30 protein-coding genes are annotated in these 25340 nt (G+C 70.8%); 14 read left to right on the top strand and 16 right to left on the bottom strand.

Translation table 11 applies throughout. The annotated features are described in order from the left end of the window. Positions 1-24 precede the first annotated feature (24 nt). From ABZ919_RS34930 to ABZ919_RS34955, 6 genes are all read right to left on the bottom strand, one after another. On the bottom strand, positions 25-1506 hold the full coding sequence (locus ABZ919_RS34930; RefSeq protein WP_361256090.1) for a HAMP domain-containing sensor histidine kinase: 1482 nt from the start codon (positions 1504-1506) through the stop codon (positions 25-27). Beyond that, positions 1503-2237 (bottom strand): response regulator transcription factor, encoded by a 735-nt coding sequence (locus ABZ919_RS34935; protein ID WP_361256093.1) that lies wholly within the window; start codon positions 2235-2237, stop codon positions 1503-1505. Before ABZ919_RS34935 ends, ABZ919_RS34930 begins: the two co-directional genes overlap by 4 nt. A gap of 116 nt (positions 2238-2353) precedes the next feature. Further along, a complete protein-coding gene (locus ABZ919_RS34940) occupies positions 2354-2593 on the bottom strand; it encodes a hypothetical protein (RefSeq protein WP_361256096.1) in 240 nt (79 codons plus the stop codon). A gap of 42 nt (positions 2594-2635) precedes the next feature. After that, entirely contained in the window at positions 2636-3694 is a 1059-nt protein-coding gene (locus ABZ919_RS34945) for a trypsin-like peptidase domain-containing protein (protein ID WP_361256098.1), read from the bottom strand. Positions 3695-3826: 132 nt separating this feature from the next. Beyond that, positions 3827-4852, bottom strand: a complete 1026-nt coding sequence (locus tag ABZ919_RS34950; protein ID WP_361256101.1) for a LacI family DNA-binding transcriptional regulator — start codon at positions 4850-4852, stop codon at positions 3827-3829. 106 nt (positions 4853-4958) lie between these two features. Beyond that, on the bottom strand, positions 4959-5738 hold the full coding sequence (locus ABZ919_RS34955; protein ID WP_361256104.1) for a response regulator transcription factor: 780 nt from the start codon (positions 5736-5738) through the stop codon (positions 4959-4961). A 193-nt stretch (positions 5739-5931) separates the two neighbouring features. On the opposite strand from ABZ919_RS34955, the gene ABZ919_RS34960 reads away from it, so the two are divergent. The 3 genes from ABZ919_RS34960 to ABZ919_RS34970 are packed head-to-tail and all read left to right on the top strand — an operon-like array spanning position 5932 to position 8387. Next, on the top strand, positions 5932-6792 hold the full coding sequence (locus tag ABZ919_RS34960; protein ID WP_361256107.1) for an alpha/beta fold hydrolase: 861 nt from the start codon (positions 5932-5934) through the stop codon (positions 6790-6792). A gap of 46 nt (positions 6793-6838) precedes the next feature. Next, the gene (locus ABZ919_RS34965) at positions 6839-7093 is read left to right on the top strand and encodes a MoaD/ThiS family protein (protein ID WP_361256111.1); all 255 of its coding nucleotides are present in this window, start codon (positions 6839-6841) and stop codon (positions 7091-7093) included. Position 7094: 1 nt separating this feature from the next. Continuing rightward, on the top strand, positions 7095-8387 hold the full coding sequence (locus tag ABZ919_RS34970; protein WP_361256114.1) for a hypothetical protein: 1293 nt from the start codon (positions 7095-7097) through the stop codon (positions 8385-8387). Between the two features lie 310 nt (positions 8388-8697). On the opposite strand, the gene ABZ919_RS34975 is transcribed toward ABZ919_RS34970, so the two are convergent. The 5 genes from ABZ919_RS34975 to ABZ919_RS34995 all read right to left on the bottom strand — a co-directional run bounded on the left by ABZ919_RS34975 (position 8698) and on the right by ABZ919_RS34995 (position 12042). Further along, on the bottom strand, positions 8698-9294 hold the full coding sequence (locus tag ABZ919_RS34975) for a hypothetical protein (RefSeq protein WP_361256117.1): 597 nt from the start codon (positions 9292-9294) through the stop codon (positions 8698-8700). Positions 9295-9695: 401 nt separating this feature from the next. After that, positions 9696-9986, bottom strand: a complete 291-nt coding sequence (locus tag ABZ919_RS34980) for a DUF1416 domain-containing protein (RefSeq protein ID WP_228626577.1) — start codon at positions 9984-9986, stop codon at positions 9696-9698. Between the two features lie 62 nt (positions 9987-10048). Further along, positions 10049-10894 carry a sulfurtransferase gene (locus tag ABZ919_RS34985; RefSeq protein ID WP_361256120.1) on the bottom strand — a complete coding sequence of 282 codons (846 nt, stop codon included), beginning with the start codon at positions 10892-10894 and terminating at the stop codon, positions 10049-10051. A 132-nt stretch (positions 10895-11026) separates the two neighbouring features. Then, entirely contained in the window at positions 11027-11107 is an 81-nt protein-coding gene (locus ABZ919_RS34990) for an Ms5788A family Cys-rich leader peptide (RefSeq protein WP_350751515.1), read from the bottom strand. A gap of 197 nt (positions 11108-11304) precedes the next feature. Next, on the bottom strand, positions 11305-12042 hold the full coding sequence (locus ABZ919_RS34995) for a DUF2993 domain-containing protein (protein WP_361256123.1): 738 nt from the start codon (positions 12040-12042) through the stop codon (positions 11305-11307). Positions 12043-12161: 119 nt separating this feature from the next. Between ABZ919_RS34995 and ABZ919_RS35000 the strand changes: the two genes are divergently transcribed. Then, positions 12162-12428, top strand: a complete 267-nt coding sequence (locus ABZ919_RS35000) for a DUF3099 domain-containing protein (RefSeq protein ID WP_361256126.1) — start codon at positions 12162-12164, stop codon at positions 12426-12428. 7 nt (positions 12429-12435) lie between these two features. Here the strand turns inward: ABZ919_RS35000 and ABZ919_RS35005 are convergent, their stop codons facing one another. Further along, positions 12436-12798: a DsrE family protein gene (locus ABZ919_RS35005; RefSeq protein ID WP_361256128.1), complete on the bottom strand. Its 363-nt coding sequence runs from the start codon at positions 12796-12798 to the stop codon at positions 12436-12438. Between the two features lie 382 nt (positions 12799-13180). Here ABZ919_RS35005 and ABZ919_RS35010 point away from each other — a divergent pair, with 382 nt between their 5' ends. The 3 genes from ABZ919_RS35010 to ABZ919_RS35020 all read left to right on the top strand — a co-directional run bounded on the left by ABZ919_RS35010 (position 13181) and on the right by ABZ919_RS35020 (position 15235). After that, positions 13181-13756, top strand: coding sequence for an FABP family protein (locus tag ABZ919_RS35010; protein ID WP_361256131.1), 576 nt, complete (start codon positions 13181-13183; stop codon positions 13754-13756). A gap of 66 nt (positions 13757-13822) precedes the next feature. After that, positions 13823-14260, top strand: coding sequence for a transcriptional repressor (locus ABZ919_RS35015; RefSeq protein ID WP_361256134.1), 438 nt, complete (start codon positions 13823-13825; stop codon positions 14258-14260). Between the two features lie 9 nt (positions 14261-14269). Then, positions 14270-15235, top strand: coding sequence for a folate-binding protein (locus tag ABZ919_RS35020; protein ID WP_361256137.1), 966 nt, complete (start codon positions 14270-14272; stop codon positions 15233-15235). A gap of 147 nt (positions 15236-15382) precedes the next feature. Here ABZ919_RS35020 and dtd read toward each other — a convergent pair whose 3' ends face one another. Next, positions 15383-15808, bottom strand: a complete 426-nt coding sequence (dtd, locus tag ABZ919_RS35025; RefSeq protein WP_361256273.1) for a D-aminoacyl-tRNA deacylase — start codon at positions 15806-15808, stop codon at positions 15383-15385. Between the two features lie 159 nt (positions 15809-15967). Between dtd and ABZ919_RS35030 the strand changes: the two genes are divergently transcribed. The 3 genes from ABZ919_RS35030 (at position 15968) to ABZ919_RS35040 (ending at position 19126) form a co-directional block, all read left to right on the top strand. Further along, entirely contained in the window at positions 15968-16600 is a 633-nt protein-coding gene (locus ABZ919_RS35030) for an aerial mycelium formation protein (protein ID WP_361256140.1), read from the top strand. Positions 16601-16667: 67 nt separating this feature from the next. Further along, complete coding sequence (locus ABZ919_RS35035) at positions 16668-17906, top strand: GNAT family N-acetyltransferase (protein WP_361256143.1); 1239 nt, start codon at positions 16668-16670, stop codon at positions 17904-17906. Positions 17907-18211: 305 nt separating this feature from the next. Beyond that, entirely contained in the window at positions 18212-19126 is a 915-nt protein-coding gene (locus ABZ919_RS35040; protein ID WP_361256145.1) for a GntR family transcriptional regulator, read from the top strand. Positions 19127-19144: 18 nt separating this feature from the next. Here the strand turns inward: ABZ919_RS35040 and ABZ919_RS35045 are convergent, their stop codons facing one another. After that, positions 19145-19333 (bottom strand): hypothetical protein, encoded by a 189-nt coding sequence (locus ABZ919_RS35045; protein ID WP_361256148.1) that lies wholly within the window; start codon positions 19331-19333, stop codon positions 19145-19147. Between the two features lie 140 nt (positions 19334-19473). On the opposite strand from ABZ919_RS35045, the gene ABZ919_RS35050 reads away from it, so the two are divergent. The 3 genes from ABZ919_RS35050 to ABZ919_RS35060 all read left to right on the top strand — a co-directional run bounded on the left by ABZ919_RS35050 (position 19474) and on the right by ABZ919_RS35060 (position 22207). Next, positions 19474-20355, top strand: coding sequence for a GntR family transcriptional regulator (locus tag ABZ919_RS35050; protein WP_361256150.1), 882 nt, complete (start codon positions 19474-19476; stop codon positions 20353-20355). Next, complete coding sequence (locus tag ABZ919_RS35055) at positions 20355-21104, top strand: HAD family hydrolase (protein WP_361256153.1); 750 nt, start codon at positions 20355-20357, stop codon at positions 21102-21104. The genes ABZ919_RS35050 and ABZ919_RS35055 overlap by 1 nt, the downstream gene beginning before the upstream one ends. A gap of 191 nt (positions 21105-21295) precedes the next feature. Beyond that, on the top strand, positions 21296-22207 hold the full coding sequence (locus tag ABZ919_RS35060) for a winged helix-turn-helix domain-containing protein (RefSeq protein WP_361256155.1): 912 nt from the start codon (positions 21296-21298) through the stop codon (positions 22205-22207). Here the strand turns inward: ABZ919_RS35060 and ABZ919_RS35065 are convergent. Both ABZ919_RS35065 and ABZ919_RS35070 read right to left on the bottom strand, forming a co-directional pair. Next, positions 22170-23060 (bottom strand): hypothetical protein, encoded by an 891-nt coding sequence (locus tag ABZ919_RS35065; protein ID WP_361256158.1) that lies wholly within the window; start codon positions 23058-23060, stop codon positions 22170-22172. The genes ABZ919_RS35060 and ABZ919_RS35065 overlap by 38 nt on opposite strands. Before the next feature lie 167 nt (positions 23061-23227). Then, on the bottom strand, positions 23228-23974 hold the full coding sequence (locus ABZ919_RS35070) for an HAD family hydrolase (RefSeq protein ID WP_361256160.1): 747 nt from the start codon (positions 23972-23974) through the stop codon (positions 23228-23230). A 239-nt stretch (positions 23975-24213) separates the two neighbouring features. On the opposite strand from ABZ919_RS35070, the gene ABZ919_RS35075 reads away from it, so the two are divergent. Beyond that, positions 24214-25299 (top strand): aminoglycoside phosphotransferase family protein, encoded by a 1086-nt coding sequence (locus ABZ919_RS35075; RefSeq protein ID WP_361256162.1) that lies wholly within the window; start codon positions 24214-24216, stop codon positions 25297-25299. The last annotated feature ends 41 nt before the right edge of the window (positions 25300-25340 follow it).

Here is a 25340-nt window from a genome sequence, read left to right on the forward strand (position 1 = left end):
GCCGGTCGGCCGCACCGGCCCCGTTCAGCGGGCCGGTTCCTCCGATGCCTCCGGTGCCTCCGGCGGCGGTGTCGGTGCCCCCGGCAGCCGTACCGCCGCCACCGTGCCGCCGCCCGGGGCCGGTGACAGGGTGACCTCGCCGCCCGCCTGCTGGACCGTGCGGGCCACGATGGACAGGCCGAGGCCCGAGCCGGGCAGGGCGCGGGCACTGGGAGAGCGCCAGAACCGGTCGAAGACATGCGGGAGTTCGTCCTCGGGGACACCGGGGCCGTGGTCGCGGACGGTCAGGACGCCGCTGGTCAGCCGCACCTCGACCGTGCCGTTCTCGGGGCTGAACTTGACCGCGTTGTCGAGGATGTTGACGACCGCACGCTCCAGTGTCGAGGGCTCCGCCCGGACGTACCAGGGCTCCAGGTCGGCGGTGATCGTCAGCTCCGGCCCGCGCAGGCGGGCGCGGCGCAGCGCCGCCTCGACCGTGTCCTGGAACGACACGACCTGGACCCGCTCGCCGTGCTGCCCCTCCGAGCGGGACAGCTCCTGCAGGTCGCCGATCAGCGCGGCCAGTTCCGTCATCTGGGCCTTCACCGAGGCGAGCAGCGCCTTGCGGTCCTCCGGCGGCAGCGGCCGGCCGGTCTCCTCGCTGCGGGTGAGGAGTTCGATGTTCGTGCGCAACGACGTCAGGGGCGTACGGAGTTCGTGCCCGGCGTCGGCGATCAGCTGCTGCTGGAGGTCGCGGGAGCTGGCCAGGGACACCGTCATCGAGTTGAAGGAGCGGGAGAGGCGGGCGATCTCGTCGTCGCTGTCCTCCTCCACCGGGATGCGGATCGTCAGGTCCTCCGTCCGCGCCACGTGCTCCACGGCCTCGGTGAGCTTGTCGACGGGGCGCAGGCCGGCCCGGGCGACGGCGAGGCCCGCGGCACCGGCACCGAGGACTCCTATGCCGGAGACGAGGAGGAGGATGAGGGCCAGTTCGTCGAGGGTTTCGTGGGTGCCTTTGAGGTTGACGGCGACGACCAGGCCGACGTTGGGACCGGGCTGTCCCGTGGTCTGGTTGGTGGTGGGGCCGAGCGGCCGGGTCACCACCCGCAGGTCGCTGCCCTTGCTGTCGGTGCCGTTGCGGAAGTAGAGCCGCCGGATGTTCCCGGCCTTGATCTCGGCCATGTCCGCCCGGGTGACCTTGATCTTGTCCGGGGAGTTGCCCACGAGGCAGATCGTGCCCGCGTCCGTGACGACCTGTGAGTACCTGTCCTGGAACTGGTAGCCGGGGGTCGTCATCTGCGGGGTGTCGACGCAGTCGTTGAGGGCGATCTTGGCCTGCTGGATCTGTCCGGGCCCGCCCATCGCCTTCTGCAGGTCCTCGTCGACCTGCTGGTACAGCCTCCCCTGCACGATGAACCAGCAGGTGACCGAAACCGCCGCCACCGCGAACGCCACCGCCGCCGCGACCAGCATCGCGAGCCGGGCCCTGATCGGCAGCGACCGGTAGTGCCGCACCAGCCTCTTCACTCGGCGCCGCCCTGCCGCAGGACGTACCCCACGCCCCGCACGGTGTGCACCAGGCGGGGCTCGCCGCCGGCCTCGGTCTTGCGGCGCAGGTACATGACGTAGACGTCCAGGGAGTTGGAGGAGGGCTCGAAATCGAAGCCCCAGACCGCCTTGAGGATCTGCTCGCGGGTGAGGACCTGGCGCGGGTGCGCCATGAACATCTCCAGGAGGGTGAACTCCGTGCGGGTCAGTTCCACCTGCCGGCCGCCGCGCGTGACCTCCCGCGTCGCGAGGTCCATGCGCAGGTCGGCGAAGGTCAGCGCCTCGTCCTCCTGGGCCTGGGCCGACACCGCGGCCGCGTACGAGCTGCGGCGCAGCAGGGCGCGGATCCGGGCGAAGAGCTCGTCCAGCTCGAAGGGCTTGACCAGGTAGTCGTCGGCTCCCGCGTCCAGGCCGGTCACCCGGTCGCCGACCGTGTCGCGGGCCGTGAGCATGAGGATCGGGGTGGTGTCGCCGGCCCCGCGGATGCGGCGGGCCGCCGTCAGGCCGTCCATGCGCGGCATCTGGATGTCGAGGACGACCAGGTCGGGCTTGTAGGCGATGGCCTTCTCCAGCGCGTCCGCGCCGTCGACGGCCACCTCCGTGTCGTACCCGTCGAAGGCGAGGCTGCGCTGCAGCGCTTCGCGTACGGCCGGCTCGTCGTCGACGATCAGGATGCGCTGGGGGTCACGGTCGCCTTCGGCGGGGCTCATCGCTCGCGGTTCCTCGGGGTGCGGTGGGTGGACGGACGGTGTCTCTCAGCGTGCCACGACCGGCGGGCCGGGAGCGGCACCGCCGGTGGGCACACTGCGAGGGGTCACCGCCCGGGTCAGGCACGGACCGCGTCCAGCCGGTTCAGCGGCACCTTGCGGCGGTGCGTGCGGACGGGGGCGGTGCGCAGGCCCATCAGCTCCGGGACCGGCGTGACGGACACCTCGGGTGCGCGGGTCGCCGGTTCGGGCGCGCGGGGCGCCGGGATGGGCAGGTGCAGGTCGCGGAAGACCGCGAGGGCCAGGGTGAGGTCGGTGGGACCGTGGGCGGGGATCTGGTGCGAAACCTTCTTCATCATGACGTACTCCCTGCTGACCGTGGGGGGGCTGACGGGGCAGTGTCAGCTGTCGTGGCCCGCCCGCAGCTTGGCCAGGTCGGACTTGACGGTGTTGACGGGGATCGCGAAGCCGAGGCCGATGCTGCCCGCGTCCGAGGACGACGAGGACTGCTGGCTCGACGAGTACATCGCCGAGTTGATGCCGATGACGTTGCCGTTCGCGTCGATCAGCGCGCCGCCGGAGTTGCCGGGGTTGAGCGAGGCGTCGGTCTGGAGGGCCTTGTAGGTCGTGGTGGACGAGCCGGTGTCGCCGTTGAACTGACGGCCGCCGAACTGGAACGGCCACTGGCCGTCGCCGCCCTGGCCCTGGTTCTCGTCGGTGGAGACGGTCACGTCCCGGTCGAGGGCGGAGACGATACCGCTGGTGACGGTGCCGGTCAGACCCTCGGGGGAGCCGATCGCGACGACCGAGTCGCCGACCTGGACGCTCGAGGAGTTGCCGAGCGAGGCGGTCTTCAGACCGGAGGCGCCGCGCAGCTTGATCAGCGCGAGGTCCTTGGAGCTGTCGGTGCCGACGACGTCGGCGGTGTAGCTCCTGCCGTCGCTGGTGCGCACTTTGATCGACTGCGCGCCGGAGATGACGTGGTTGTTGGTGACGATCTCCCCGTTCGACGAGATGATCACGCCGGAGCCGGTGGAGGAGCCGTTGCCCAGGGCCGCGTTTATCTCGACCACGCTCGGGCTGACCGCGGCCGCGATCGCGGCGACGTCACCCTTCTTGCCGGAGGGCACCACATGGGTGGCCGTGCCGGCGGAGGCGACCGTGTCCTTGCCGGTCAGCTCCTGGAAGCCGTACGCCGTGGCGCCGCCGACCGCGGCCGCGACGATCGCGACGGCCGCGAGGAGCCCGACGGCACCCAGGTTGCGCTTCCCGCGCGGCTCGGGAGCCGGGGGCAGGACGTCCGTCGCCGTCGCGGGCTCGTAGGGCGGCGGAGGCGGCCACTCGGGGTTCACGGGAGCGGAGTAGCTGGGCTGCTGGGGGTACGCACCCTGGGGGCTGTCGTACGCGCCCTGCCGGGTTCCGTACTCGTCCTCGCCGCTGCGGCGGATGCTCTCGGTCATGCAAGAAGGGTCCCCCGCCACCATGAGAGCTTCCTGAGTGCTCGCTGAGAAGCCCGGCAGAACCTCGTTTGCCCGATATAAAGACGCTTCCCGGCGCCACGGCCAGGCTCTCACCCGGCGTTCGGAAAGCGCTCAGTCCCCGCACCCGCAGCTGGTGCGCACCACCAGCCGGGACGGAAACGTCCTCAGCCGCTCCCGCCGCGACCCCGCCACCCGCAGCCCGTCGTCCAGCACCAGGTCGACCGCCGACCGGGCCATCGCCGAGCGGTCCGAGGCGACCGTGGTCAGCGGCGGGTCGGCCAGCGCCGCCTCCTTGATGTCGTCGAAGCCCGCCACCGCCAGCTCGCCGGGCACGTCGATGCGCAGCTCGCGCGCGGCCCGCAGCAGGCCGATCGCCTGGTCGTCGGTGGAGCAGAAGACCGCCGGCGGGCGATGCGGGCCGGAGAGCACCTCCAGCGCCACGCGGTAGGCGTCGTAGCGGTTGTACGGCGCCTCGAAGAGCCGGCCCTCGGTGGAGAGTCCCGCCTCGGCCATGGCCCGCTTCCAGCCCTCGACGTGGTCGGAGACCGGGTCGCCGACGGCCGGCGTCTCGGCCGTACCGCCCATGCACGCGACGTACTCGTACCCGTGCTCCAGCAGGTGGCGGACGGCGAGCTGGGCGCCGCCCAGGTCGTCCGTGACCACGGCGACGTCGTCGATGGCCTCGGGGCGCTCGTGCAGCAGGACCACCCGGGCGTCCCAGGCGTCGATCTCGGCGGCGGCCAGGTCGTTCAGCGCGTGGGAGACGAGGATCAGACCGGAGACGCGCATGCCGAGGAAGGCGCGCAGATAGTGGACCTCGCGTTCACCGATGTAATCGGTGTTGCCGACCAGGACCATCTTTCCGCGCTCGGAGGCGGCCTGCTCCACCGCGTGCGCCATCTCGCCGAAGAACGGCTGGCGGGCGTCCGGGATGATCAGTCCTATGAGATCGGTGCGCCGGGAGGCCATCGCCTGGGCCACCCGGTCGGGGCGGTACCCCAGTTCCTTGATCGCAGCGAGGACACGCTCGCGCGTGGCCGGGGCGACCGGCCGGGGTCCGTTGTTGATGACATAACTGACGACGGCGGTGGAGGTTCCAGCCAGCCGTGCCACGTCATCCCGAGTCACCTTGGCCACGCGCGGAGTCTACGCGGATTGACCCGCTCTGGGCAGGGCGTACCGGTCCTTGGATGTGCCGGAGCAATGCCGCAGTCAGCAGGTTTCCGGGCCCGGACGGCGGGATCTACGCCTCCGCGCGGACCTCGGCGCCGCCCCGCGCGGGGGATGTGTCCGCCTCCTCCGCCTTTGCCCTGTCCGACCTGACCTTCGCCTCCTCGCCGGACCGGTCGCCCTTCTCGGGCGTAACGAATCGATAACCGACGTTCCGGACAGTGCCGATCAGTGACTCGTGCTCGGGGCCGAGCTTGGCGCGCAGCCGCCGTACGTGGACGTCGACGGTCCGGGTGCCGCCGAAGTAGTCGTAGCCCCACACCTCCTGCAGCAGCTGGGCGCGGGTGAAGACGCGGCCCGGGTGCTGGGCGAGGTACTTCAGCAGCTCGAACTCCTTGAAGGTCAGGTCCAGGACCCGTCCCTTGAGCTTCGCGCTGTACGTCGCCTCGTCCACCGAGAGATCGCCGTTGCGGATCTCCATCGGAGAGTCCTCGCCCCCGAACTGCTGTCGGCCCATGGCCAGCCGCAGCCGTGCCTCCACCTCGGCGGGGCCGGCGGTGTCGAGGAGTACGTCGTCGATGCCCCAGTCGGCGGTGACGGCGGCGAGACCGCCCTCGGTGACGACGAGGATCAGCGGACAGCCGGGGCCGGTGGAGCGCAGCAGCTGGCACAGGCTGCGCACCTGGGGCAGGTCACGGCGGCCGTCGACGAGGATGACGTCGGCACCGGGGGTGTCGACCAGGGCGGGGCCCTCCGCGGGGGCCACCCGCACGTTGTGCAGCAGCAGGCCGAGAGCGGGGAGCACCTCCGCCGACGGCTGGAGGGCGTTGGTCAGGAGCAGCAGAGAACTCATACGTCGGTTCCTCCTCGGTCCTTGCGAGGACAGTGCGGACGGGTACTGCTCTGCGATCCCGAAGGCTCCGTACACCGGAGGTCGCCCCGGCGCCTTCACCGGAGGTTTCCCACTTCGTATACAACGCTTCCGAAAGCACAAAAGGACCCGGGGGCTGCGCTGCCCGAGTCCTCTGCCCAGCAGAATAGCCCACATGAGCAACGGTCCGGCAGGTCATGTGGCACGTTCCACCGTTCGTCCGAATCCCGAGACAGGCAGACAGGGCCCTATCCGGACGTTTCTGTGCACCGCCGACGGAGTTCCGATCGATTCCGTATACGATCCGGGCGCCGCCGTATACGAAACCCCGGGTTCCGTCCCCGACGCCGGCCGTTCGGCCGCCCGTGACCTGGTGTTCGTCGTCGCCCACGGGTTCACCGGGGACGTGGACCGCCCGCACGTACGACGGGTTGCGGGCGTCCTGCGCGGTCACGGCGCCGTCGTCACCTTCTCCTTCCGCGGCCACGGACGCTCCGGCGGCCGGTCGACGGTCGGCGACAAGGAGGTCCTGGACCTCGCCGCCGCGGTCGCGTGGGCCCGCAGTCTCGGGCACACGCGTGTGGCGACCGTCGGCTTCTCCATGGGCGGCTCGGTCGTCCTGCGGCACGCCGCCCTGAACCCCGGCACGGTCCGTGCGGTGGTCTCGGTCAGCGCCCCGGCCCGCTGGTACTACCGGGGCACCGCCCCGATGCGCCGGCTGCACTGGCTGGTCACCCGCCCCGAGGGCCGTCTGGTCGGCCGCTACGGACTGCGCACCCGCATCCACCACCGCGACTGGGACCCCGTGCCCCTGTCCCCGGTGGAGTCGGTCCCCGGGATCGCCCCGGCCCCGCTGCTGATCGTGCACGGCGACCGCGACGGCTACTTCCCCCTGGACCACCCCCGGATGCTCGCCGAAGCGGCCGGTGACCACGGTGAACTCTGGGTGGAGCCGGGCATGGGGCATGCCGAGCACGCGGCGGACGAGGCGCTGCTGGCCCGGATCGGGGAATGGGCGGTTGCCGCGGCGGGCTAGCCTGACACCACTCTTATTTCTTTCTTGCCGTCGATTGAGGAACCAGATGCCCAAGGTCACGGTGCGCTACTGGGCCGCCGCCAAGGCCGCGGCCGGCGTCGCCGAGGAGCCGTACGACGCGGACACGCTGGCCGGCGCGCTGGCCGCCGTGTGCGCGCGACACCCCGGTGAACTCACACGCGTGCTGCAGCGATGCTCCTTCCTCGTCGACGGTGACCCCGTCGGGACCCGCGGGCATGAGACGGTACGGCTGGCCGAGGGCGGCACGGTCGAGGTGCTCCCGCCGTTCGCAGGAGGGTGAGATGAGCAACCAGCCGCATCAGGGCGGGCAGCCGTATCCGGGCAATCCGCACGAGGGGCACGACGGCTACGACCCGTACCGGCAGCAGTGGCCCGGGTACGACCAGCAGCAGCCCGGCTACGACCCCCAGTCGACCCAGCAGTGGCAGGGGCAGACCTGGGAGACGCAGACGCACGGGTCGGTGCGGGCGCCCGCGCAGGGCCCCGAGACCGGCTACCCGCCGGCCGCGCAGGGGTTCGAGGGCCAGTATCAGCAGCAGGACGCACAGCAGCACCCCGCACAGCAGCGGTACGGGCAGTCCCAGTACGCCCAGCACGAGTACGACCAGCAGCAGTACATGGATCCGTACACGGCCGCTCCCCAGCAGCAGGCCCAGCCGCAGCACCAGGCCCAGCAGCAGGCCCAATCGCAGCAGGCCCAGCCGCAGCGGCCTCACGCTCAGCCCCGGCCGCGGACCCGGCCCGAACCGGCGCCGGAAGCCGCCGGACCGGTGGGCGAGCCGGCCTACGGCCCGGCCACGCTCGCCGGGAACGCCCGGATCACGGATGCCCAGCGGGCGCGTCTGGAGGGCCGCTCACCGATCATCGACCCCGGTATGCAGCCGGCGCTGCTGACCGCATTGCTGGGCCTGCTGCTGGCGGCCACCGCCCCCATCGCCTCCTACGTGCTGATCGTCCCGCTCGTGGTGCTCCAGGGCCTGACGGCGGCGGGCTGGTTCCGGCTGAACGGCATGTGGCCGGCCCGGCAGGGCATCGCGCTGGCCTTCGCCGGCGGGCTGACCGCCGACGTCGCCGTCCTGGCCGCGGGACGCGACCACGCGCCCGCCGCGATCCTCGGCCCGCTGGGCGTCTGGGTCCTGCTGGCCCTGGTCCTGCAGCTGCGCTCGCACGCCTCGCCGGACGAGCGGCTGTACGGCCTGATGGCGACGGTGGTCTCGGCGGCCCTGGCGGTCCTGGCCACCGGCTACCTGGGGGCCGACACACACGCGGTGTCCGTGGGCGCGGTGGCGGTGGCGGTGGCCGTCCTGGCCCGCGCCCTGCCCCTGCCGGGCCCTGCGTCGCTCGTGGTGTCGCTGCTGGCGGCTGCGGGCGCCGGGATCGCGGTCGGCGGGATGACGGGCCTGGGTGCGAAGGGCGCGCTGCTGGGTGCGGCCGCCGGGGCGTGCGCGCTGATCGGTCATCGCGTGGCCGGCTACGACTACCCGTCGCGCTTCGTGCACTTCACGGCCGGGGTGGCGCTGCCGTTGTCGGCTGCGGCGCCGGTGGTGTGGGTGCTGGGACGGGCGCTCGGCTAGTGCTGTGACCGGAAAGGTCTGCCGGGGCCGCGCGGGCGGAGCGACCGCACTCGGGTGGCCCTGCGCTCTCACTCGTTCGGCGGTGTTCCCGGGCCGGTGAGATTCCGCCGGGAGGGCGAGCCCCCGGGCGCCAACCGGGAGTGCCGGCGCGGGAGTCACCCGGCGGATCCGCCGGGCGGGCGGACACGTGGTCTCCTGTGGCCAGGTGTGCCGGGGCGTGTGGCGCCTGTCTTGTCGGACAATGGTCAAGCCTGGAGCCCCGGCCCGATTCCGGCGGGCCGGGGCTCCATGTCATGCGGTGACTTTCGGATTACTTTCCGCCGCCGTCGCCGCCCCAGCCGCCCCAGCCGCCCCAGCCACCGTCGTGGCCGCGACCGACCACGCGGAAGCTGGCGAGCACGCCGTGCCTGACGCGGACGCCGTCCGGGGTGCGGACGCGGACGCCGTTGGCGGAGCTGTGCGGGCCGACGGTGGCGATGGGAGCGCCGTTGTCGCACACAGCCCCACGGAACACCTCGACGCCCCTGTCGCTCTCGTTGCGGACGTTGATGCTCCGGGCGCCCAGGCCGCTGATGACGGTGATGCAGTCGCCGGGCCAAGCGGAGTAGGACCGCTCGTTGATCAGGACGCGGCCGCCGTCCCAGCCCCAGCCGGGACCGCCGGGGCCGCCGGGGCCGCCAGGGCCGCCGCCTTCGTTGCCCTTACCGAAGTTGCCGTTGTTGTTGCCGTTGTTGTTGGTGGTGCTCGGCCCGCCGCCGAGAGGTGCTGCAGCTGCGGCGGCGGGGGCGGCGGCCGGAGCCGCCGCCTCAGGAGCGGAGGCGGCCGAGGCGAACGTGACGCCGGTGGCGGCCAGGGCCGCGGCGCCCGCCACGGCGGCGGTGACAACGGTTGAACGCGTGATCTGCATGGTGCTTCTCTCCAGTCTCTGAGACTCCGGCTCAATGGCCGGTCGAGAAGGAACGTATAAACGCTCCTCACGGCCTGCATGTCGGGAATGCCGGAAGACTGGGTAGAAGAGGGCCAATCGGGGGAATTATCGTGCTCGATCGCGGCCCCCCGCTCACTGAGAGCTTCTCAAGTAGCCCCAGAAAAAGGGGAATTGACGCGGCGCTAGGCCTTTTAGGTGATCTGATGACCATCGGCCACACTGGCGGCAAGCGTGTCGTTGCCGGGAGAACGGGCCGAGTCGCGCTAATGACGGCCGCACCGGGCGTGACTCCTCATCAGGCGCGCCCCGCACATGCCGAAGGGCCGTACCCCGCCGGTGTCCAACCCAGGGGTACGGCCCTCCGCCGTCACTGGACCCGCTCAGACCGCGATGGCGACCTCGGCCAGTGCGCCCTTCTCCGCCACGACGACCGTACGGTCGGCCGTGGCGCCCGGCACCAGCGCCCGGAGGGTCCACGTGCCCTCGGCCGCGTAGAACCGGAACTGACCGGTCGCCGAGGTGGGAACCTCCGCGGTGAACTCGCCGGTCGAGTCGAGCAGACGGACGTAGCCCGTCACCGGCTCGCCGTCGCGGGTCACCTGACCCTGGATCGTGGTCTCACCGGGCTTGATCGTCGAGGCGTCCGGGCCGCCGGCCTTCGCTCCGCACATGCTGTTTCTCCGTAAAGAGGGGTCTGACCAGAGGTCGGTCGGGATGGGGGCTGGGAGGTGGATTACTTGTTGGCGCCGAGCCCGATCGGCACGCCGACGAGGGAGCCGTACTCGGTCCAGGAACCGTCGTAGTTCTTGACGTTCTCGACGCCGAGCAGCTCGTGCAGCACGAACCAGGTCAGGGCCGAGCGCTCACCGATGCGGCAGTAGGCGATCGTGTCCGTGGCGAGGTCCACGTTCTCCTCGGCGTACAGGGCCTTCAGGTCGTCGTCCGACTTGAAGGTGCCGTCGTCGTTGGCGTTCTTCGACCAGGGGATGTTCCTGGCGGTCGGGACGTGACCCGGACGCTGCGACTGCTCCTGCGGCAGATGCGCCGGGGCGAGCAGCTTGCCGGAGAACTCGTCGGGCGAACGGACGTCGACCAGGTTCTGCGAGCCGATGGCCGCCACCACGTCGTCGCGGAAGGCGCGGATCGAGGTGTCCTGCGGCTTGGCCTTGTAGTCCGTCTTCGGGCGCTCGGGGACCTCGTCGCCGGCGACCAGCTCGCGGGCGTCCAGCTCCCACTTCTTGCGGCCGCCGTCGAGCAGCTTGACGTTCTCGTGGCCGTACAGCTTGAAGTACCAGTAGGCGTACGACGCGAACCAGTTGTTGTTGCCGCCGTAGAGGACCACCGTGTGGTCGTTGGCGATGCCCTTGTCCGACAGGAGCTTCTCGAAGCCCTCCTGGTCGACGAAGTCGCGGCGGACCGGGTCCTGGAGGTCCTTGGTCCAGTCGATGCGGATCGCGTTCCTGATGTGGTTCTTGTCGTAGGCGGACGTGTCCTCGTCCACCTCGACGACGGCGATGGCCGGGTCGTCCAGGTGCTCCTGCAGCCAGTCGGCGTCGACCAGGACGTCGGTGCGGCTCATGCTCTTTCTCCTCCGGGGCAGTTGCGGCGGGGCGTGCGAGTGCAGAGGGGTGCGCGCTCGAGCGGCGCTCGGCGGCGCACGGGTGCCCTTCCAGCAGGGCGGGGGTGAGATGCGGAAGTCGGGGACTTTCGCTCAGAAGGGGCGACAGAGCATGGCGGCAACGCGGCACAGGTCCACTGCCCGCCGCTTCGTGAGATCCGCCTGTCGCTTCATGGGCTCGATCGTAGGGACGTCCGGGCGCGCATGTCACCGGTGTGTCATATGACGAGACACGATCGTCCGTATGGCGGGACGAGAAAGCGCCCGGCGGCCCCCCGTGGGCCTCCCGGGCGCTCGCGCCGGTCTCCGCATCTACGTTACGGACGGCACCGTCTCGCCAGTCGGACGACTGTCGTCCGCCGGTGGTGGTCCTACCCCGCCAGCCTGACGTCGGAACCCTTCACCGTGATCCGCACGCCGTCCTGGGCGGCCTGCACCTCGTCCAGTTTGATCCCGCCGGGCAGCTGGTCGACGGCCTGCTGGAAGTCGGTGATCTCGCGGATGCGGTTCTCGGCGATCACTGCGGCGCCGAGCCTGGGCAGCGAGTCGGCGTGGACCTGCACCTTGTCGTTGCGGACGGTCACCGAGCTCAGCACGGGCACGGTCCGCTTGATCCCGAGCGACGAGACGGTGCCCTCCACCATGACCTTGATCTTGCCGTTGCCGCCGTCGGACAGCCCGACGATCCGCGCGGTGACCCCGGGGGCGACCTCGGTGGGCTGGGACGCGGCGGCCTTCAGCAGCTCGGCGTAGGAGATGGTCGCGGTGCCGGTGGCGGTGGCGGCCGTGGCGGAGCTGTAGTCGCCGGAGAACGAGACGCTCTTCATGTCGGCCTTGAGGTCGTCGATCCGGATCGTCTTCCCGGCGGTGCCGGTGGCGGCCTCGTAGTTCTTGATCCCGACCTCGACGTCGTCGAGCGAACCGCCCGCGACCTGGGTGAGGAAGGGGAACCCCTTGATGTTCACGTCCGGCGTCGAGGCCAGGTTCTCCCTCGACTGCAGCTTGTCGGCGGCCTCCCCCTCCGCGAAGTGCACGGCGATCCGGTCCGCGATCACGAACAGCCCGCCCAGGATCACGACGATGATCAGGAGTATTCGCAGGGCGCGCATGTAGGTGTCCCCCGATTCGACGGCAGATGTGTGGCTACGCCACGGTAACCCTGCCGGCGGCGTCCCGACGGCGATTGTCGATCAGTTGTGACAGGGCCGCCCCGGCCTACCCTGTACTTATGTACGCACGGCGACGTCACGTGTACTTCGCCATGATGGGGGCCTGCATCGGCCTCTTCGTCCTGGCCTGGGGAGTCGTACGCATCTGGTCCGTGCCGGCGGCGGTCGGCATGTGCGTGGTGGCCATGGTCATCCCGCCTGTCGCGGCGATGATCGCCAACCGGCGCGGCCCCGAGGACCGCTGGTGGGACGACCCCTCCGGCGACCCGCAGTCCGACGAGTGGTGGGACGAGCTGGACGGCAAGAAGCGCCCGCCCCGTCGTTAGCGGCCGCTCAGTAGACGAGCGCCTGGGTGTCGTCGGCGAGGGCCTCCTGCACGAAGACCTGCGCACCGGCGATCCGTACGCCCTCGATGACGTCCTTCTCGGTGATCTCGCGCCGGGCCGCGCACTGCGTGCAGAGCGTCAGGCGTCCGGCGGCCAGGATCGAGTCGATCAGGTCCGGCAGGGGAGCGGCGTGCGGCAGTTCGAACTCGGCGGCCCGCCCCGGCAGCGCGAACCAGGACGACTCCCCGGTCAGCCACACGGACACCTCGACCCCGCTGGCCACGGCCACCGCCGCCACGGTGAACGCCTGCGAGCAGCGCTCGGGGGCATCGGCCCCGGCCGTCACCTTGATCACGAGCTTCTTGGTCATGCCGGAAGCGTAACCGGGACGACGGTGGTCACGATCAGCGTGGCGAACGCTGGATCGGTGTCCGGGAGCGACGGCGACCGGCGCGCAGGAGACCCCGTTCCAGCGGGCGGTGGTGCGGACGGAGCCGTTCGACTGAGCGCTGCCCGGACCGGCAGGGGTGCGATCCCTGACGGCCCACCTCGTCAAGAGAGCCGGCGCCCGGCCGCGTAAGCTGGGCCCCGGCTCTGTCGTATGCCCACCCTCGCTCAAGGAGCACCCGTGGAGATCTTCTTCGAAACCCTGCTGGTCCTGGTCTGCGTCGGCGTGCTCGCCTTCGCCGGTCTGACCGTGAAGAAGCTGTACCAGGGCCAGCGCTGAACCCACATCCAGGAAAGCTTCCCTCATGATCGAGATCCCGTCCGACCTGCACAAGGACCTCGTCCCGCTCGCCTTCCTGCTCGGCAACTGGGCCGGAGCCGGCGTGCACGACTTCCCCGGCTCGCAGAAGTGCAACTTCGGGCAGGAGGTCAGCTTCACCCACGACGGCCGGGACTTCCTGGAGTACCGCTCGCACACCTGGGTGCTCGACCAGGACGGCAACAAGGTCCGCCCGCTGGAGTCGGAGTCCGGCTTCTGGCGGATCGACGCCGACCGCAAGGTCGAGGTGACGATGACCCGCGACGACGGCGTCATCGAGATCTGGTACGGCGAGATGGCCGACAAGAAGCCGCAGATCGACCTGGTGACCGATGCCGTCGCCCGCACCGCGGCCTCGCAGCCGTACAGCGGTGGCAAGCGGCTGTACGGCTACGTCAAGAGCGACCTGATGTGGGTCGGCGAGAAGCAGACGCCCGAGGTCGAGCTGCGTCCCTACATGTCGGCGCACCTGAAGAAGGTCGTCACCCCCGAGGACGTCGAGCGCTGGGCGAAGGCCCTGCCGGACGACCTCCCGGACGACGGCATCGCCTTCTTCAAGTAGGCCCCGCGCCCAAGTGGGCGCCGCATTCACGTGGGCCCCGCACCGACTGGTCCTAGACTCTTCGGTGTGGTGAGCACCGACTGGAAGAGCGACCTCAGGCAGCGCGGCTACCGACTGACGCCGCAGCGGCAGCTTGTCCTGGAAGCCGTGGACACCCTTGAGCACGCGACCCCCGACGACATCCTCGTGGAAGTGAGGAAGACGGCGTCGGGGGTCAACATTTCCACCGTCTACCGGACGCTGGAGCTGCTGGAGGAGCTGGGGCTGGTCAGCCACGCCCACCTCGGCCACGGTGCGCCGACCTACCACCTCGCCGACCGCCATCACCATCTGCACCTGGTGTGCCGGGACTGCGAGCGGGTGATCGAGGCCGACGTGGCCGTGGCCGCCGAGTTCACCGCCAAGCTGCGGCAGCAGTTCGGCTTCGACACCGACATGAAGCACTTCGCGATCTTCGGCCGGTGCAAGGACTGTTCCCTGAAGAGTTCAACTACCACGTCGTAGGCTGGCGGTATGAAAAGCCCCCTGCTGTCCCTGCCCGGCGCCGTCCCCGCGGAGGGTGTGGACGAAGGTGTCGCCGGCCACTACGGCGACCTGTTCCGCGAGCAGCGCGCCCTCGCCGACGGCACCGGATTCGTCGACCTCTCGCACCGCGGAGTCGTCACCGTCTCCGGTGAGGACCGGCTGAGCTGGCTGCACCTGCTGCTCACCCAGCACGTCAGCGAGCTGCCCGTGGGCGAGGCGACCGAGGCGCTGATCCTGTCCGCGCACGGGCACATCGAGCACGCGCTGTACCTGGTGGACGACGGCAGCACCGTCTGGGCGCACGTGGAGCCCGGTACGCAGGACGCGCTGATCGCGTACCTGGAGTCGATGAAGTTCTTCTACCGCGTGGAGGTCGCCGACCGGACGGCCGACTTCGCGGTCGTCCACCTGCCCGCCGGGTCCATCGCCGAGGCGCCGGACGGCGTCGTCGTACGCGAGACGGCGTACGGCCGTGATCTCTTCCTTCCGCGCGGCGACCTGGAGTCCTGCGCCGCGAAGTTCGGCCCGCCGGCCGGCCTGCTCGCGCACGAGGCGCTGCGCGTCGAACACCACCAGCCCCGGCTGGGCTTCGAGACCGACCACCGGACCATCCCGCACGAGCTGGGCTGGATCGGCACGGCGGTGCATCTGCAGAAGGGATGCTACCGGGGTCAGGAGACGGTCGCGCGCGTCCAGAACCTGGGCAAGCCGCCGCGTCGCCTGGTCTTCCTGCACCTCGACGGCAGCGAGGTCCACCTGCCGGTGCCGGGCACGGAGGTCCGGGTCGCGGACGAGGGCCCGGAGGGCCGCAAGATCGGTTTCGTGACGACGTCCGCACGGCATCACGAGCTGGGCCCGGTGGCGCTGGCCCTGGTCAAGCGGAACGTGCCCGTCTCCGCGAGGCTCCTGGCCGGAGAGACCGCGGCGGCACAGGAAGTCGTGGTCGAGCCGTAGCCGGACGGCTGCGGGCACGACTGTGGGCGCCGGGGCCCCGGTCGCGCCCGTGCGGCGCAGGTCCGGCGGAGCCGCATGTCGAACCCAGCCCCGCCCCTTCGGGCGCTCCCGCGCACGGCACCTGGATCTCCAGCAGCAGCACGGCGCCTAGATCTCCAGCAGCACCGTGAACGGCCCGTCGTTCGTCAGCGACACCCTCATCTGCGCGCCGAACCGCCCGGTGGCGACCGTCGCCCCCAAACCGCGCAGCTGAGCCACCACCTCGTCGACCAGGGGCTCGGCGGCGTCACCGGGGGCCGCCGCGTTCCAGGTGGGCCGACGGCCCTTGCGGGCGTCGCCGTACAGGGTGAACTGGCTGATGACCAGCAGCGGGGCGTCGATGTCGCTGCACGACCTCTCGTCCTGCAGCATGCGGATCGACCAGAGCTTGCGGGCCAGCTGTGCCGCCTTCTCCTTGGTGTCCTCGTGGGTCACCCCGACGAGCACGCACAGCCCCTCGCCCTCGATCGCGCCGACCGTCTCGCCGTCCACGACGACGCTCGCGCCGTCCACTCTCTGCACCACCGCACGCATGCGGACCATCATGCCGGGTGCCCGGTACGTGGTCACAGGGGGTCCAATATAGATCCCTTACCCCCCATCTGGGGCCGTTCGGGGGCACTCGGTCACATAGTGGCCAGTTGGGGTGGCACGATGCTCCCACACGCCGGTCGAGGGGACGGTCACAAGCACATGAGCACACCGAGTACGAGCGGGCGGCTGGAGGCGCAGAACGCGTACCGGCCGCCCGCCCAGCGCGCCGACACTCCGGTGGGTCCGGCGCTGCCCACGGAGCCTTCCCCGGACCCTCCGAGCCGGGGGGACCCCTATCCGCCGGATCTGGCCCTGCTGAGCCTGCCCGAGCTGCGCACGCTGCGCCGCGACGCCCAGCGCGACGAGGCGGACCTCAGTTATGTGCGGCGGCTGCTGCAGGGCCGGATCGACATCCTGCGCGCGGAGCTGTGCCGGCGCGGCCGGACGTCCGTGCCGGCGCCCGCGGACGGTTCCGTGGTCGACCGGCTCCCGGAGATCCTCAAGGACGCCCCGGCCCGGCACCGTTCCTCGGCCCGCCACGTCACGCTCGGCACCCCGCACAACGAGGAGTACCGGCAGCTGGCCGCCGAGATGCTCGGCGAGGTCGAGCTGTCCGATCTCCAGGCGCGGACGGACCTGGAACTGACTGCGGCCATGGGGCGCCTGGTCCGGTACGAGCAGGAGGTCTCCCGGCGCCGCCAGCGGCTGCAGCGCACGACCGACGACTGCAGCGGGGAGATCGCGCGGCGGTACCGGGTGGGTGAGGCGCAGGTCGACGATCTGCTGACGTGAGCCCGCGCCCCGTGCGGGCGCGGAAATCAGGACGACAGGGGGCGGCCGGTCTGCCTACCGTGACCCCATGACCGACGTCCGTATCGCCACCGAGGCCGACTTCGAGGACTGGCAGCGCGCGCTGGCCACCGGGTTCACCCGTCCGCCCGTCCTGGCGCGCGAGCAACTGGACGCCCGCAGACGGCTGTTCCGGCCGGGGCGCTGGCTGGGTGCCGTCGACGGCGACCGGTGGGTGGCCACCTTCCGTTCCTTCCCGCAGGAGCTGACCGTGGTGGGCGGCGCCCTGGTGCCCGCCGACGCCGTCTCCGGCGTCACGGTGTCCCCCACGCACCGCCGCCGTGGGCTGCTCAGCCGGATGATGGGGCAGGACCTGGCGGCGGCGAAGGAGCGCGGTGACGTCGTCGCCACGCTGATCGCCGCCGAATACCCGATCTACGGGCGCTTCGGCTTCGGCCCGGCCACCTGGTCGACGCAGTGGACGGTCGACGTGCCCCGGGCCGGCCTCGATCCGCGCTGGTCCGGGCCCGACGACGGCGGCCGGATCGACCTGGTCGACGGCGAGGACGTGCGCAAACTGGGGCCGGAGGTGTTCGAGCGGTTCCGCCGCGCCCAGCCCGGCGCGATCAGCCGGGACGAGCTGTGGTGGGAGGTGAACACCGGCCTGGTCCCCGTGCACGCCGAATGGACCGAGCCGTTCTACGCCGCCTACCGCTCCGCCTCCGGCGAGGTCGAGGGCTTGGTGGCGTACAAGTGCGACGAGACCTGGCAGGGCAAGCAGCCCGACCAGACGGCCACCGTGCTGGGGCTCGTCGCGACCACCCCGGCGGCCGAGCGCGCCCTGTGGCACTTCCTGTGTTCCATCGACTGGATCACGAAGGTCGAGAGCGGCGACCGCGGCCCCGACGACCTGCTCCCGCTGTACCTGCCGGACCCGCGCGCGGCCCGGGTCACCGGGCAGGGCGACTGGCTGTGGGTGCGGATCCTGGACGTCGTACGGGCCCTGGAGGCACGGACGTACGACGGGGCGGGGACCCTCGTTCTGGAGGTCGTCGACGAGAGCGGGATGGCCGGGGGGCGGTTCCGGCTGGAGGGCTCGCCGGAGGGCGCTTCCTGCGCATCGACGCGTAGGAAGGACGCCGATCTGACCCTGCACATAAGGGACTTGGCCTCGGTGTGGCTCGGCGGGGAGTCGTTGCTGCGGCTCGCGGCCCTCGGCCGGGTCCGGGAAGAACGAGAGGGCGCCGCCCGGAAGGCCGACGCCCTGTTCCGCTCGCCCGGGCGTCCCTGGTGCCCGGACATGTTCTGAGGACTCCTCTTCTCCCGGTGGCCGTGACTGTGCATCCGTAGCGAGCTGTTCTGTTGTGGCTGTGCTGTGCGGTGTTCAGTTGTGGCTGTGCCATGTCGTGTTCAGTTGTGGCTGTGCGCTTCGGTGGCCGTCCCCTGTCCGGACTCCCGGCTCCCCTCCGGAAGGGGGCCCGGTCGGCCAACCACTGGGAAGCTTGACCATGTCGTACAAGTTGGCAGCCAACTTCACTGTACTTATCTCCGTTGGGGAGCGACTCATAACCAGCCGCCGCGGAACTGCCGGAACTTGGCGGGAAGTTGTAGTGTTTGTCCGTGGACCCGGAGCACGCCTTGGCCAGTGGGCGGACGAGGTCACAGCGGCCTCACACGTCCCATCGCGCCATCGCCGACGAACTGCGCAGCCGGATCAGGACCGGTGTGCTGCGGCCGGGTCAACGCATGCCGACGCAGGCCGCGCTGGCCGACGAGTTCGGAGTCGAGCGCGGGGCCGTGCGGCAGGCCTTGCGCATTCTGCAGTCGGAGCATCTGCTCACCGACGTTTCCAAGGGCAGCCCGGCCACCGTGGCGGCGGCGCCGGGCCCGGTGCGGCCGCCCGCCGGCCCGGCGGCGCCGCCGCAGCCCACCATGGTCGGTCTGGCCCCCCGGATCGCGGAGGCCTTCGCCGCCCCGCACGTGCGGATCGACGCGCTCTGCCTGACCGCCGTCTCGCTCACGCTGGCGATCGGTGAGCCGCTCCGCCAGATCCACGCGGGACGGCTGGAACCGGCCAAGATCGACGTCCGGGTACTGCTGCCCAGCCGTGACATCGACCTGGCCTTCCCGGCGGCGGTGGCCGCCGACGATCACGGTCTGCTGCACCGCCGCTGGCTGGCCCAGCGCAACGCCCAGGGCATGGTGCTGCGCCAGAACCTGCTGGCCCTGTGCACCACGCACGGCGTCGACGTGAGGATCTCTTTCCGCGCCCTGCCCTTCACCCCGCCGGTCAAGCTGTACCTGCTCAACGGGTCCGAGGCGCTGTTCGCGTACTACACGCTGCTGCGCCGCGAGCGGGAGATCGAGCACGAGCATCTGGAGCTGTACGATGCCGACGGCACCCGCTCGATGCTGTTCGCCTTCGAGCGGCGGGCCGGGCGGCGGGACGCCGCGTTCGTGGAACAGTCGCGGCTGTGGTTCGAAGCGCTGTGGGAGACGATCAGTTCGGATCTGGTGCTCAGTTCCTAGGGTGACTCCCGCGAGGGGTCACAGCGCCGGGCCCGCCAGGAGCACGGCCAGCAGGACGGCACCGGCGGAGCTGACCGCCGGGCTCTTGGCTTTGATGCCGATCGACAGCAGGAGCATGCCGACGACGCCGGCGGCACCGTACTTCCACTGCACGAGCTGCTCGAAGCCGACGACGAACAGGGCGGAGAGAAGAGCGAGAGCAGGCACGGCGATTCCCCCTTCAAGCCGGCAGAGATCGACCAACTTCCATAAGTTGGCAACCAACTTCAACTAAGTTGTCCCCACTTGGCTGTAGTTCATAAACAACTTTCAGGCAACTCCCCATAGATGGATCAAAGTTGTAGCGTTTGGTCGTGACCCAGGAGCATGTGGCAGTGAACGGCAGCAGGAGGCTCACGCCTCAGGAGATCGCCGACACGCTGCGCGAACGCATCCGCACCGGTGTGCTGCGGCCCGGCGAGCGGCTGCCCACCCAGGCCGTGCTGGCCGGGGAGTTCGGCGTCGAGCGGGGTGCCGTACGCCAGGCGCTGCGTGTGCTCCAGGGGGACGGGCTGCTCGCCGACGTCAGCAAGGGCAGCCCGCCGCGGGTCGCCGAGCCGCAGCCCGCGCGGGGCGAACCCCAGCCGACCATGGTGGCCCTCGCGCCCCGGCTGACCGAGGCGTTCTCGGCGCCGCACGTGCGGATCGACGCCGTCTGCCTGACCGCGCAGAGCCTGATCCCCGCGCTCGGCGAGCCGCTGCGCCTGGTCCACGAGGGCCGGCTGCGGCCCGAACGCATCGACGCCCGCATCCTGCTGCCGTCCCGCGACATCAACCTCGCCTTCCCGGTCTCGGTCGACGCCGGGAGCGAGGAGGACGACGCCGTGCACCGGCGCTGGCTGGCGATGCGCAACGCCCAGGGCCAGGTCCTGCAGTACAACCTCCAGGCACTGCGCGGCACCCACGACATCGACGTCCAGGTCACCTTCCGGGCCCTGCCCTTCACCCCGCCGGTCAAGCTGTACCTGCTCAACGGTGTGGAGGCGCTGTTCGGGCACTACATGGTCACGCGCCGCGCCGAGCCCACCGAGCGCGGGACGCTGGAGATGTACGACACCCTCGGCTCGGAGTCCCTGCTGTTCTCCTTCGAGCAGCGGGCCGGAGAGCGGGACGCGGCGTTCGTGGAGCAATCACAGAAGTGGTTCGACGCCCTCTGGGAAACCATCACCACGGACCTGACACTCTCCTAGTGACTTCTGATGCGACGCAGTCTGAGACGACGCAGACCGAACAGACCGCGAACGAGACCGAGAAGCTCCGGATTCTTGTCGAAGGTGCCCGGGTGGTCCTGTGGGACTTCGACGGACCGATCTGCCGCCTGTTCGCACGGCACAGGGCGGAACGGGTGGCGGCCGAGCTGGTGGACTGGCTGGAGGGGCGTGGGCTGCCGAACCTGCTCAGCGACTCCGAGCGCGACTCGCTGGACCCGCACGAGGTACTGCGCGCCGTGGACCTGCGGCGCCCCGGCAGCGACCTGGTGGCCGAGCTGGAGGAGCGGCTGACGCAGGAGGAGCTTCGGGCCGCCGGCTCCGCGCTGCCCACCGCCTACGCCGACCCCCTGATACGCACCTGGACCGCGGTCGGCTCCCGCCTGGCCATCACCACCAACAACTCCCCGAAGGTCGTCCGCGCCTACCTGGAGGGCCGCGGCCTCACGGCCTGCTTCGCCCCCCACATCTACGGCCGCACGACCGACCTGCACCTCCTCAAGCCCGACCCGCACTGCCTCAACCGCGCCCTGGCCGCGACGGGCTCGGCGCCCTCGGCGGCCCTCATGATCGGTGACTCCCCCTCCGACCTCGCCGCCGCGAACCACGCCGGCGTACCGTTTGTCGGCTACGCGCGTAACGAACGGAAAGCGAAGCTTCTGCGGGAGGCCGGAGCCGGGCGTGTGGTCGCCTCGCTGGAGCCGTTGCTGAGGATGCTGCGGGGCTGGTGACAAAGGCCCCACGGCGGCGCCGCACCCGTCTGCGCATCCCCGTCGCCCCTCGTCTGACGGGGGTCGGCCGACCGATCCGGCTGCTTGCGGCAGCATGCCCGGTCGACCTGGTCCGGTAACCGTGCGGGTGACTTGGCCGGTGGCCCGACCGGCGGTGTTTGCCGTCGGCGCGCGGAAGGTACGTACCGCCTGTGACGGTGGAGCGGAAGGACGCGGCCGGCGGCCACGAGTTCCTCCGGGTCGCGGCGGAACTGCGAGCCCGGATGGCCGACGGCTTCTACCCCGTGGACACCCGCCTGCCCTCCCAGACCGAGCTGGCGAAGGAGTTCGGGACGTCCCGGGACACGGTCCAGCGGGCGCTGCGCCTCCTGCGCGGCGAGGGCTGGATCGAGTCCCGGCAGGGCAAGGGCTCGCGGGTGGTGCGAAACCAGCGCGTCCAGTCCACGACGCCCCGGGCGAGCAGGTCACAGCGCCGGCTGACCCTGGGCCCGCTGATCGCCGAGGCGTTCGAGCAGGACGAAGTCACCCTCGATGTCCACACGTTGACGTCCGAGAGCCTGGACGCCCACTTCCGCGTGCAGGCGGAGCGGATCCGTTCCAAGGCCGTCGCTCCCCGGCGCATCGCCGTGCGCCTGATCCTCCCGTCCTCGGTCGACATCCTGCCCCACCCGCGGCGCCTGGACAGGAAGTACGACGGGAAGTACGACGCACGGTTGCGGGAGCGGCTGCGGGGGATCACCGAGACGAGCACCGCCTCGCTCCGGAAGGTCCTCGACGAGCTGAGCGCCGAGCATCTCGTCCCGGAGGTGGAGTACGAGTTCCGGCACGCCCCCTTCGCGCCGACGTTCAAGCTCTACCTCATCAACCGCTGCGAGATCCTCCACGGCCCCTACATCCCGCTGGTCCGCCCGGTGATGTTCGACGACGGCGAGGAGGTCCTGGCGCTGGACGTCCTGGGCCTCGGCGCGACCCTCACCCACCATGTCCGCGACGGGCGTCCCGACTCACCGGAGTCGACCTTCGTGGACAGCATGGCGTCGTGGTTCGACGCCACGTGGGACCTGCTCACCGACGAGGCGGGGCCCACACCGGGTCGGGGATGACCGGGCGCTCGGGCTTGATGTCGGCCAGCTTGTCCCAGAGGTTGCGGTGGCACTCCATGTAGTGCTCCGCTATCTGCGCGGTCGTACGGGACTTCGAGCGGCGGTCCCAGCCGATGTAGCGGGCCTGGCCGTAGAGCGGCCCGAAGCCCTCGGTGTCGAGGATCCGGTAGGTGTTCTCGTGCCAGGTCACGTCCCTGCGCTCGATGCCGTACGGCGTGGTGAACACCGTCTCCTGGTTCAGGATGTACAGCTTGCGCTCGGGTATCTGCGGCGACTCCCGGATCTCGCAGGATATGACGATCCCCGGGTTTCTCTGGTGCACCCGCTCCAGCAGGTTCTTCAGGGTGATCCAGTTGTGCTTGGTGAAGTCGTCCCGCATCCGCTGCCGGTTCTCCGGGGAGTCCCGGAAGTAGAACCGCTCCGCGTCGGACTCACCGCTGCGGGGGGCCGGTACGAGCCCGCCGGGCAGTCCCATCGGCAGGTTGAGGTGGGCGATGATGACGCACAGTTTCAGCTCGACCGTGCGCACTTCGTGGTCGGCCATCTTCTCCAGCGGCACGCGCAGCGCGTCCAGCAGTGTCTGCATCGTGAAACCGGAGAAGTCGACACGCACCAGCCGGGCCTGGAAGGCCTCCCGGAACGCGGAGTGCAGTTCGTCCCGGTCGGCGAAGACATGGACGCCGGACACCTCCTTCGGCTCCGACTCGCTGATGGCGTCGAAGAGGATGAGGGCGATCAGCGCGGCGAACGAACCGCCCAGGAGCTGCTGGCCCTTGAGCGCGTTCCCCAGTGGTTCGATCAGCTCGGCGGCGACGCCCAGCAGGGCGACCGAGGCGAGCAGCCAGCGGACCATGCGCGGCTTCCACTCCCCGAGTGTCCCGCGGAGTCGTTCGAGCCGGCTCGGGCCGCTGTCGCCCGGACTGCGAGATGACACACGTACCCCCGTGTGCGCCGTCGGATACGGGAGGGTGATGATGCCCAGCCCACCTCGACCGCACACCCACGGCGCGGTGACGAGGGTCAGTTGACGGGCGTGGCCGTCAGGGACCTGGCGGCGGCGATGAGCGGGGCGTGCGTGCGCACGACGGCCTGCGCGCCCTGGTTCCCCATCTGCCGGGCCCCTTCCGCCGACGGGGTGTGGCCGAGGAAGGCGGTACCCGCGGCCCGGGCGGCCCGCAGGTCGGTGAGCTGGTCGCCGATCAGCAGGGTCTGTGCCGCCGGCAGGTCCAGGATCGCCAGGGCCCGGTGCACCGGGTACGGGTCGGGTTTCATGTGCCGCAGCTCGTACGGATCCCGGCCGACCACGGCCTCGAAGCGCGACTGGAGGCCGTTGTTCTCCAGGAACTCCCGCACGGGTCCGTCGGAGTTGTTGCTGACGATCACCAGCCGCAGGCCGATGCCGGCCAGCGCTTCCACGAGCTCCACGGCGCCCGGTGCCGGCTCGGCCCTCTTGACCGCCGTGTACTCGTGCCGGGTGACGATGGCCTCCGCCTCGGACAGCGCGCGCGGGTCACGGGGTGTGGCGGCCGGCCGGTCGAACATGTTCCTGAGGTGCCGGAGGATGCCGTGGGAGTCGTCGCACTCCTCGACATCGCGGTCGAGGTCCCCCCAGATCCCGCGGACCACATCCTTGATCTCGTCCGCGACGGGTGCGGTGGGCTCGTCGCCGAACAGGTCGGTGACGGGTCCGTCGAAGTCCAGCAGCACGGCTCGTGCGCGGCGGATCAGCCGCCGCAGAGCCACGCTTTCGTCGAGTGGGCCGCCCATCGGTCTCCTCCCGTCACCTCGGCCAGTGTGGACCACGCACGCCCACGCTGCCAGCACCGCAGGTCATGCCACGGCGCGGGCGTGAGACGACGTGCGGGGCACAAGTGTGCGTCCCGTAGCCGTCCGGGGCTACCGGGTTCGATAAGGCGACGGCGTCTGGCAAGATCCACGCCCGCGGAAGGAGTAGCGTGCTGCCACTTCCGCACCCTGCATCGGTGCCACTGCGAGAGAAACGGGCCATGTCCCCCCAGTCAGCTTCCATTGCTCGGCTGCACGCGGTCGAGGTGAGCGGCGACGAGAGTCTGGTCGAGGGTCCGCTCCACGGGTACCACCACGAGACGTATGTGTTCCCGCTGCTCGGCGAGGCCGGCCGGGTGCGGCCGGGGCGGTGGAAGTGCCGCGAGCCGCGACCCGATCTGCTGTGGTTCGACCGGCGCTGCTTCGCCTCGGAGGAACAGCTGCTGCGCGACCTCCAGGGGCGGATCCACGGCATTCCCGAGATCGCCGAGGTCGGCGGCATCAGCCTGATGCGTTTCATCGAGGGCCGCACGCTCGGCTCCCTGCACGCCTCCGGCACGCCCGTTCCGGACGTCTACCACCGTCAGATCATCGGGCTCTTCCGGCAACTGGCCGCTGTGGCGCCCGCCAGTCTGGGGGCCGCACGACGATGCGACCGGGAGGACCGTCCGGACGACGGTGACACCGAGGGCTTTCTCCGGCGGCTGGTCCACTTCACCGAACACCGGGTCTACCGGCACAACCTCCAGCGATTCGAGGGCCTGTTCCACGAACTGGGCGTGGGTCACGAGGCGTTCGGCCACCTGCGCGCGCACGTCTCCGGTCTCACCCGGCGGCCGTTCTGCCTGCTCCACGCCGACCTGCACCGCGAGAACTTCATCGTGGACGCCGAACAGCGCCTGTGGACCATCGACTGGGAACTGGCCATGGTCGGTGATCCGCTCTACGACCTGGCGACCCACCTCCATCTGATGCGCTATCCCGCAGGCCAGGCGCGCAGGCTGGCCGAGCTGTGGCACACCACCGTGGAGGAGGTCCGGCCCGGCGGCACCAACGGCTGGCGGCACGATCTGCCGCTCCTGCTCGGCTACAAGCGGGCCCAGTCCGTCATCACCGACGTGATCCGCCACGCCCTGATGCTGGGTGCCGAACCGGACGTCGGCCGGCACCGGCTCCACTCCGCGGCGCTCAAGCTGCACGGAGTCCTCGGCCAGGCCGTCGCACCGCTGGGTCTGGACCCGGTGCCCGGCACCGACCGGATCGCGGCGGCGCTGACACGCTGGTGCCGCGCGCACCGGGCCCGATGACCGCCCTCTGTCCTGCGGGAGCCGTGGCGTCGGCCTTATGG

The organism is Streptomyces sp. NPDC046759 (assembly GCF_040645475.1).
Classification (GTDB): domain Bacteria; phylum Actinomycetota; class Actinomycetes; order Streptomycetales; family Streptomycetaceae; genus Streptomyces.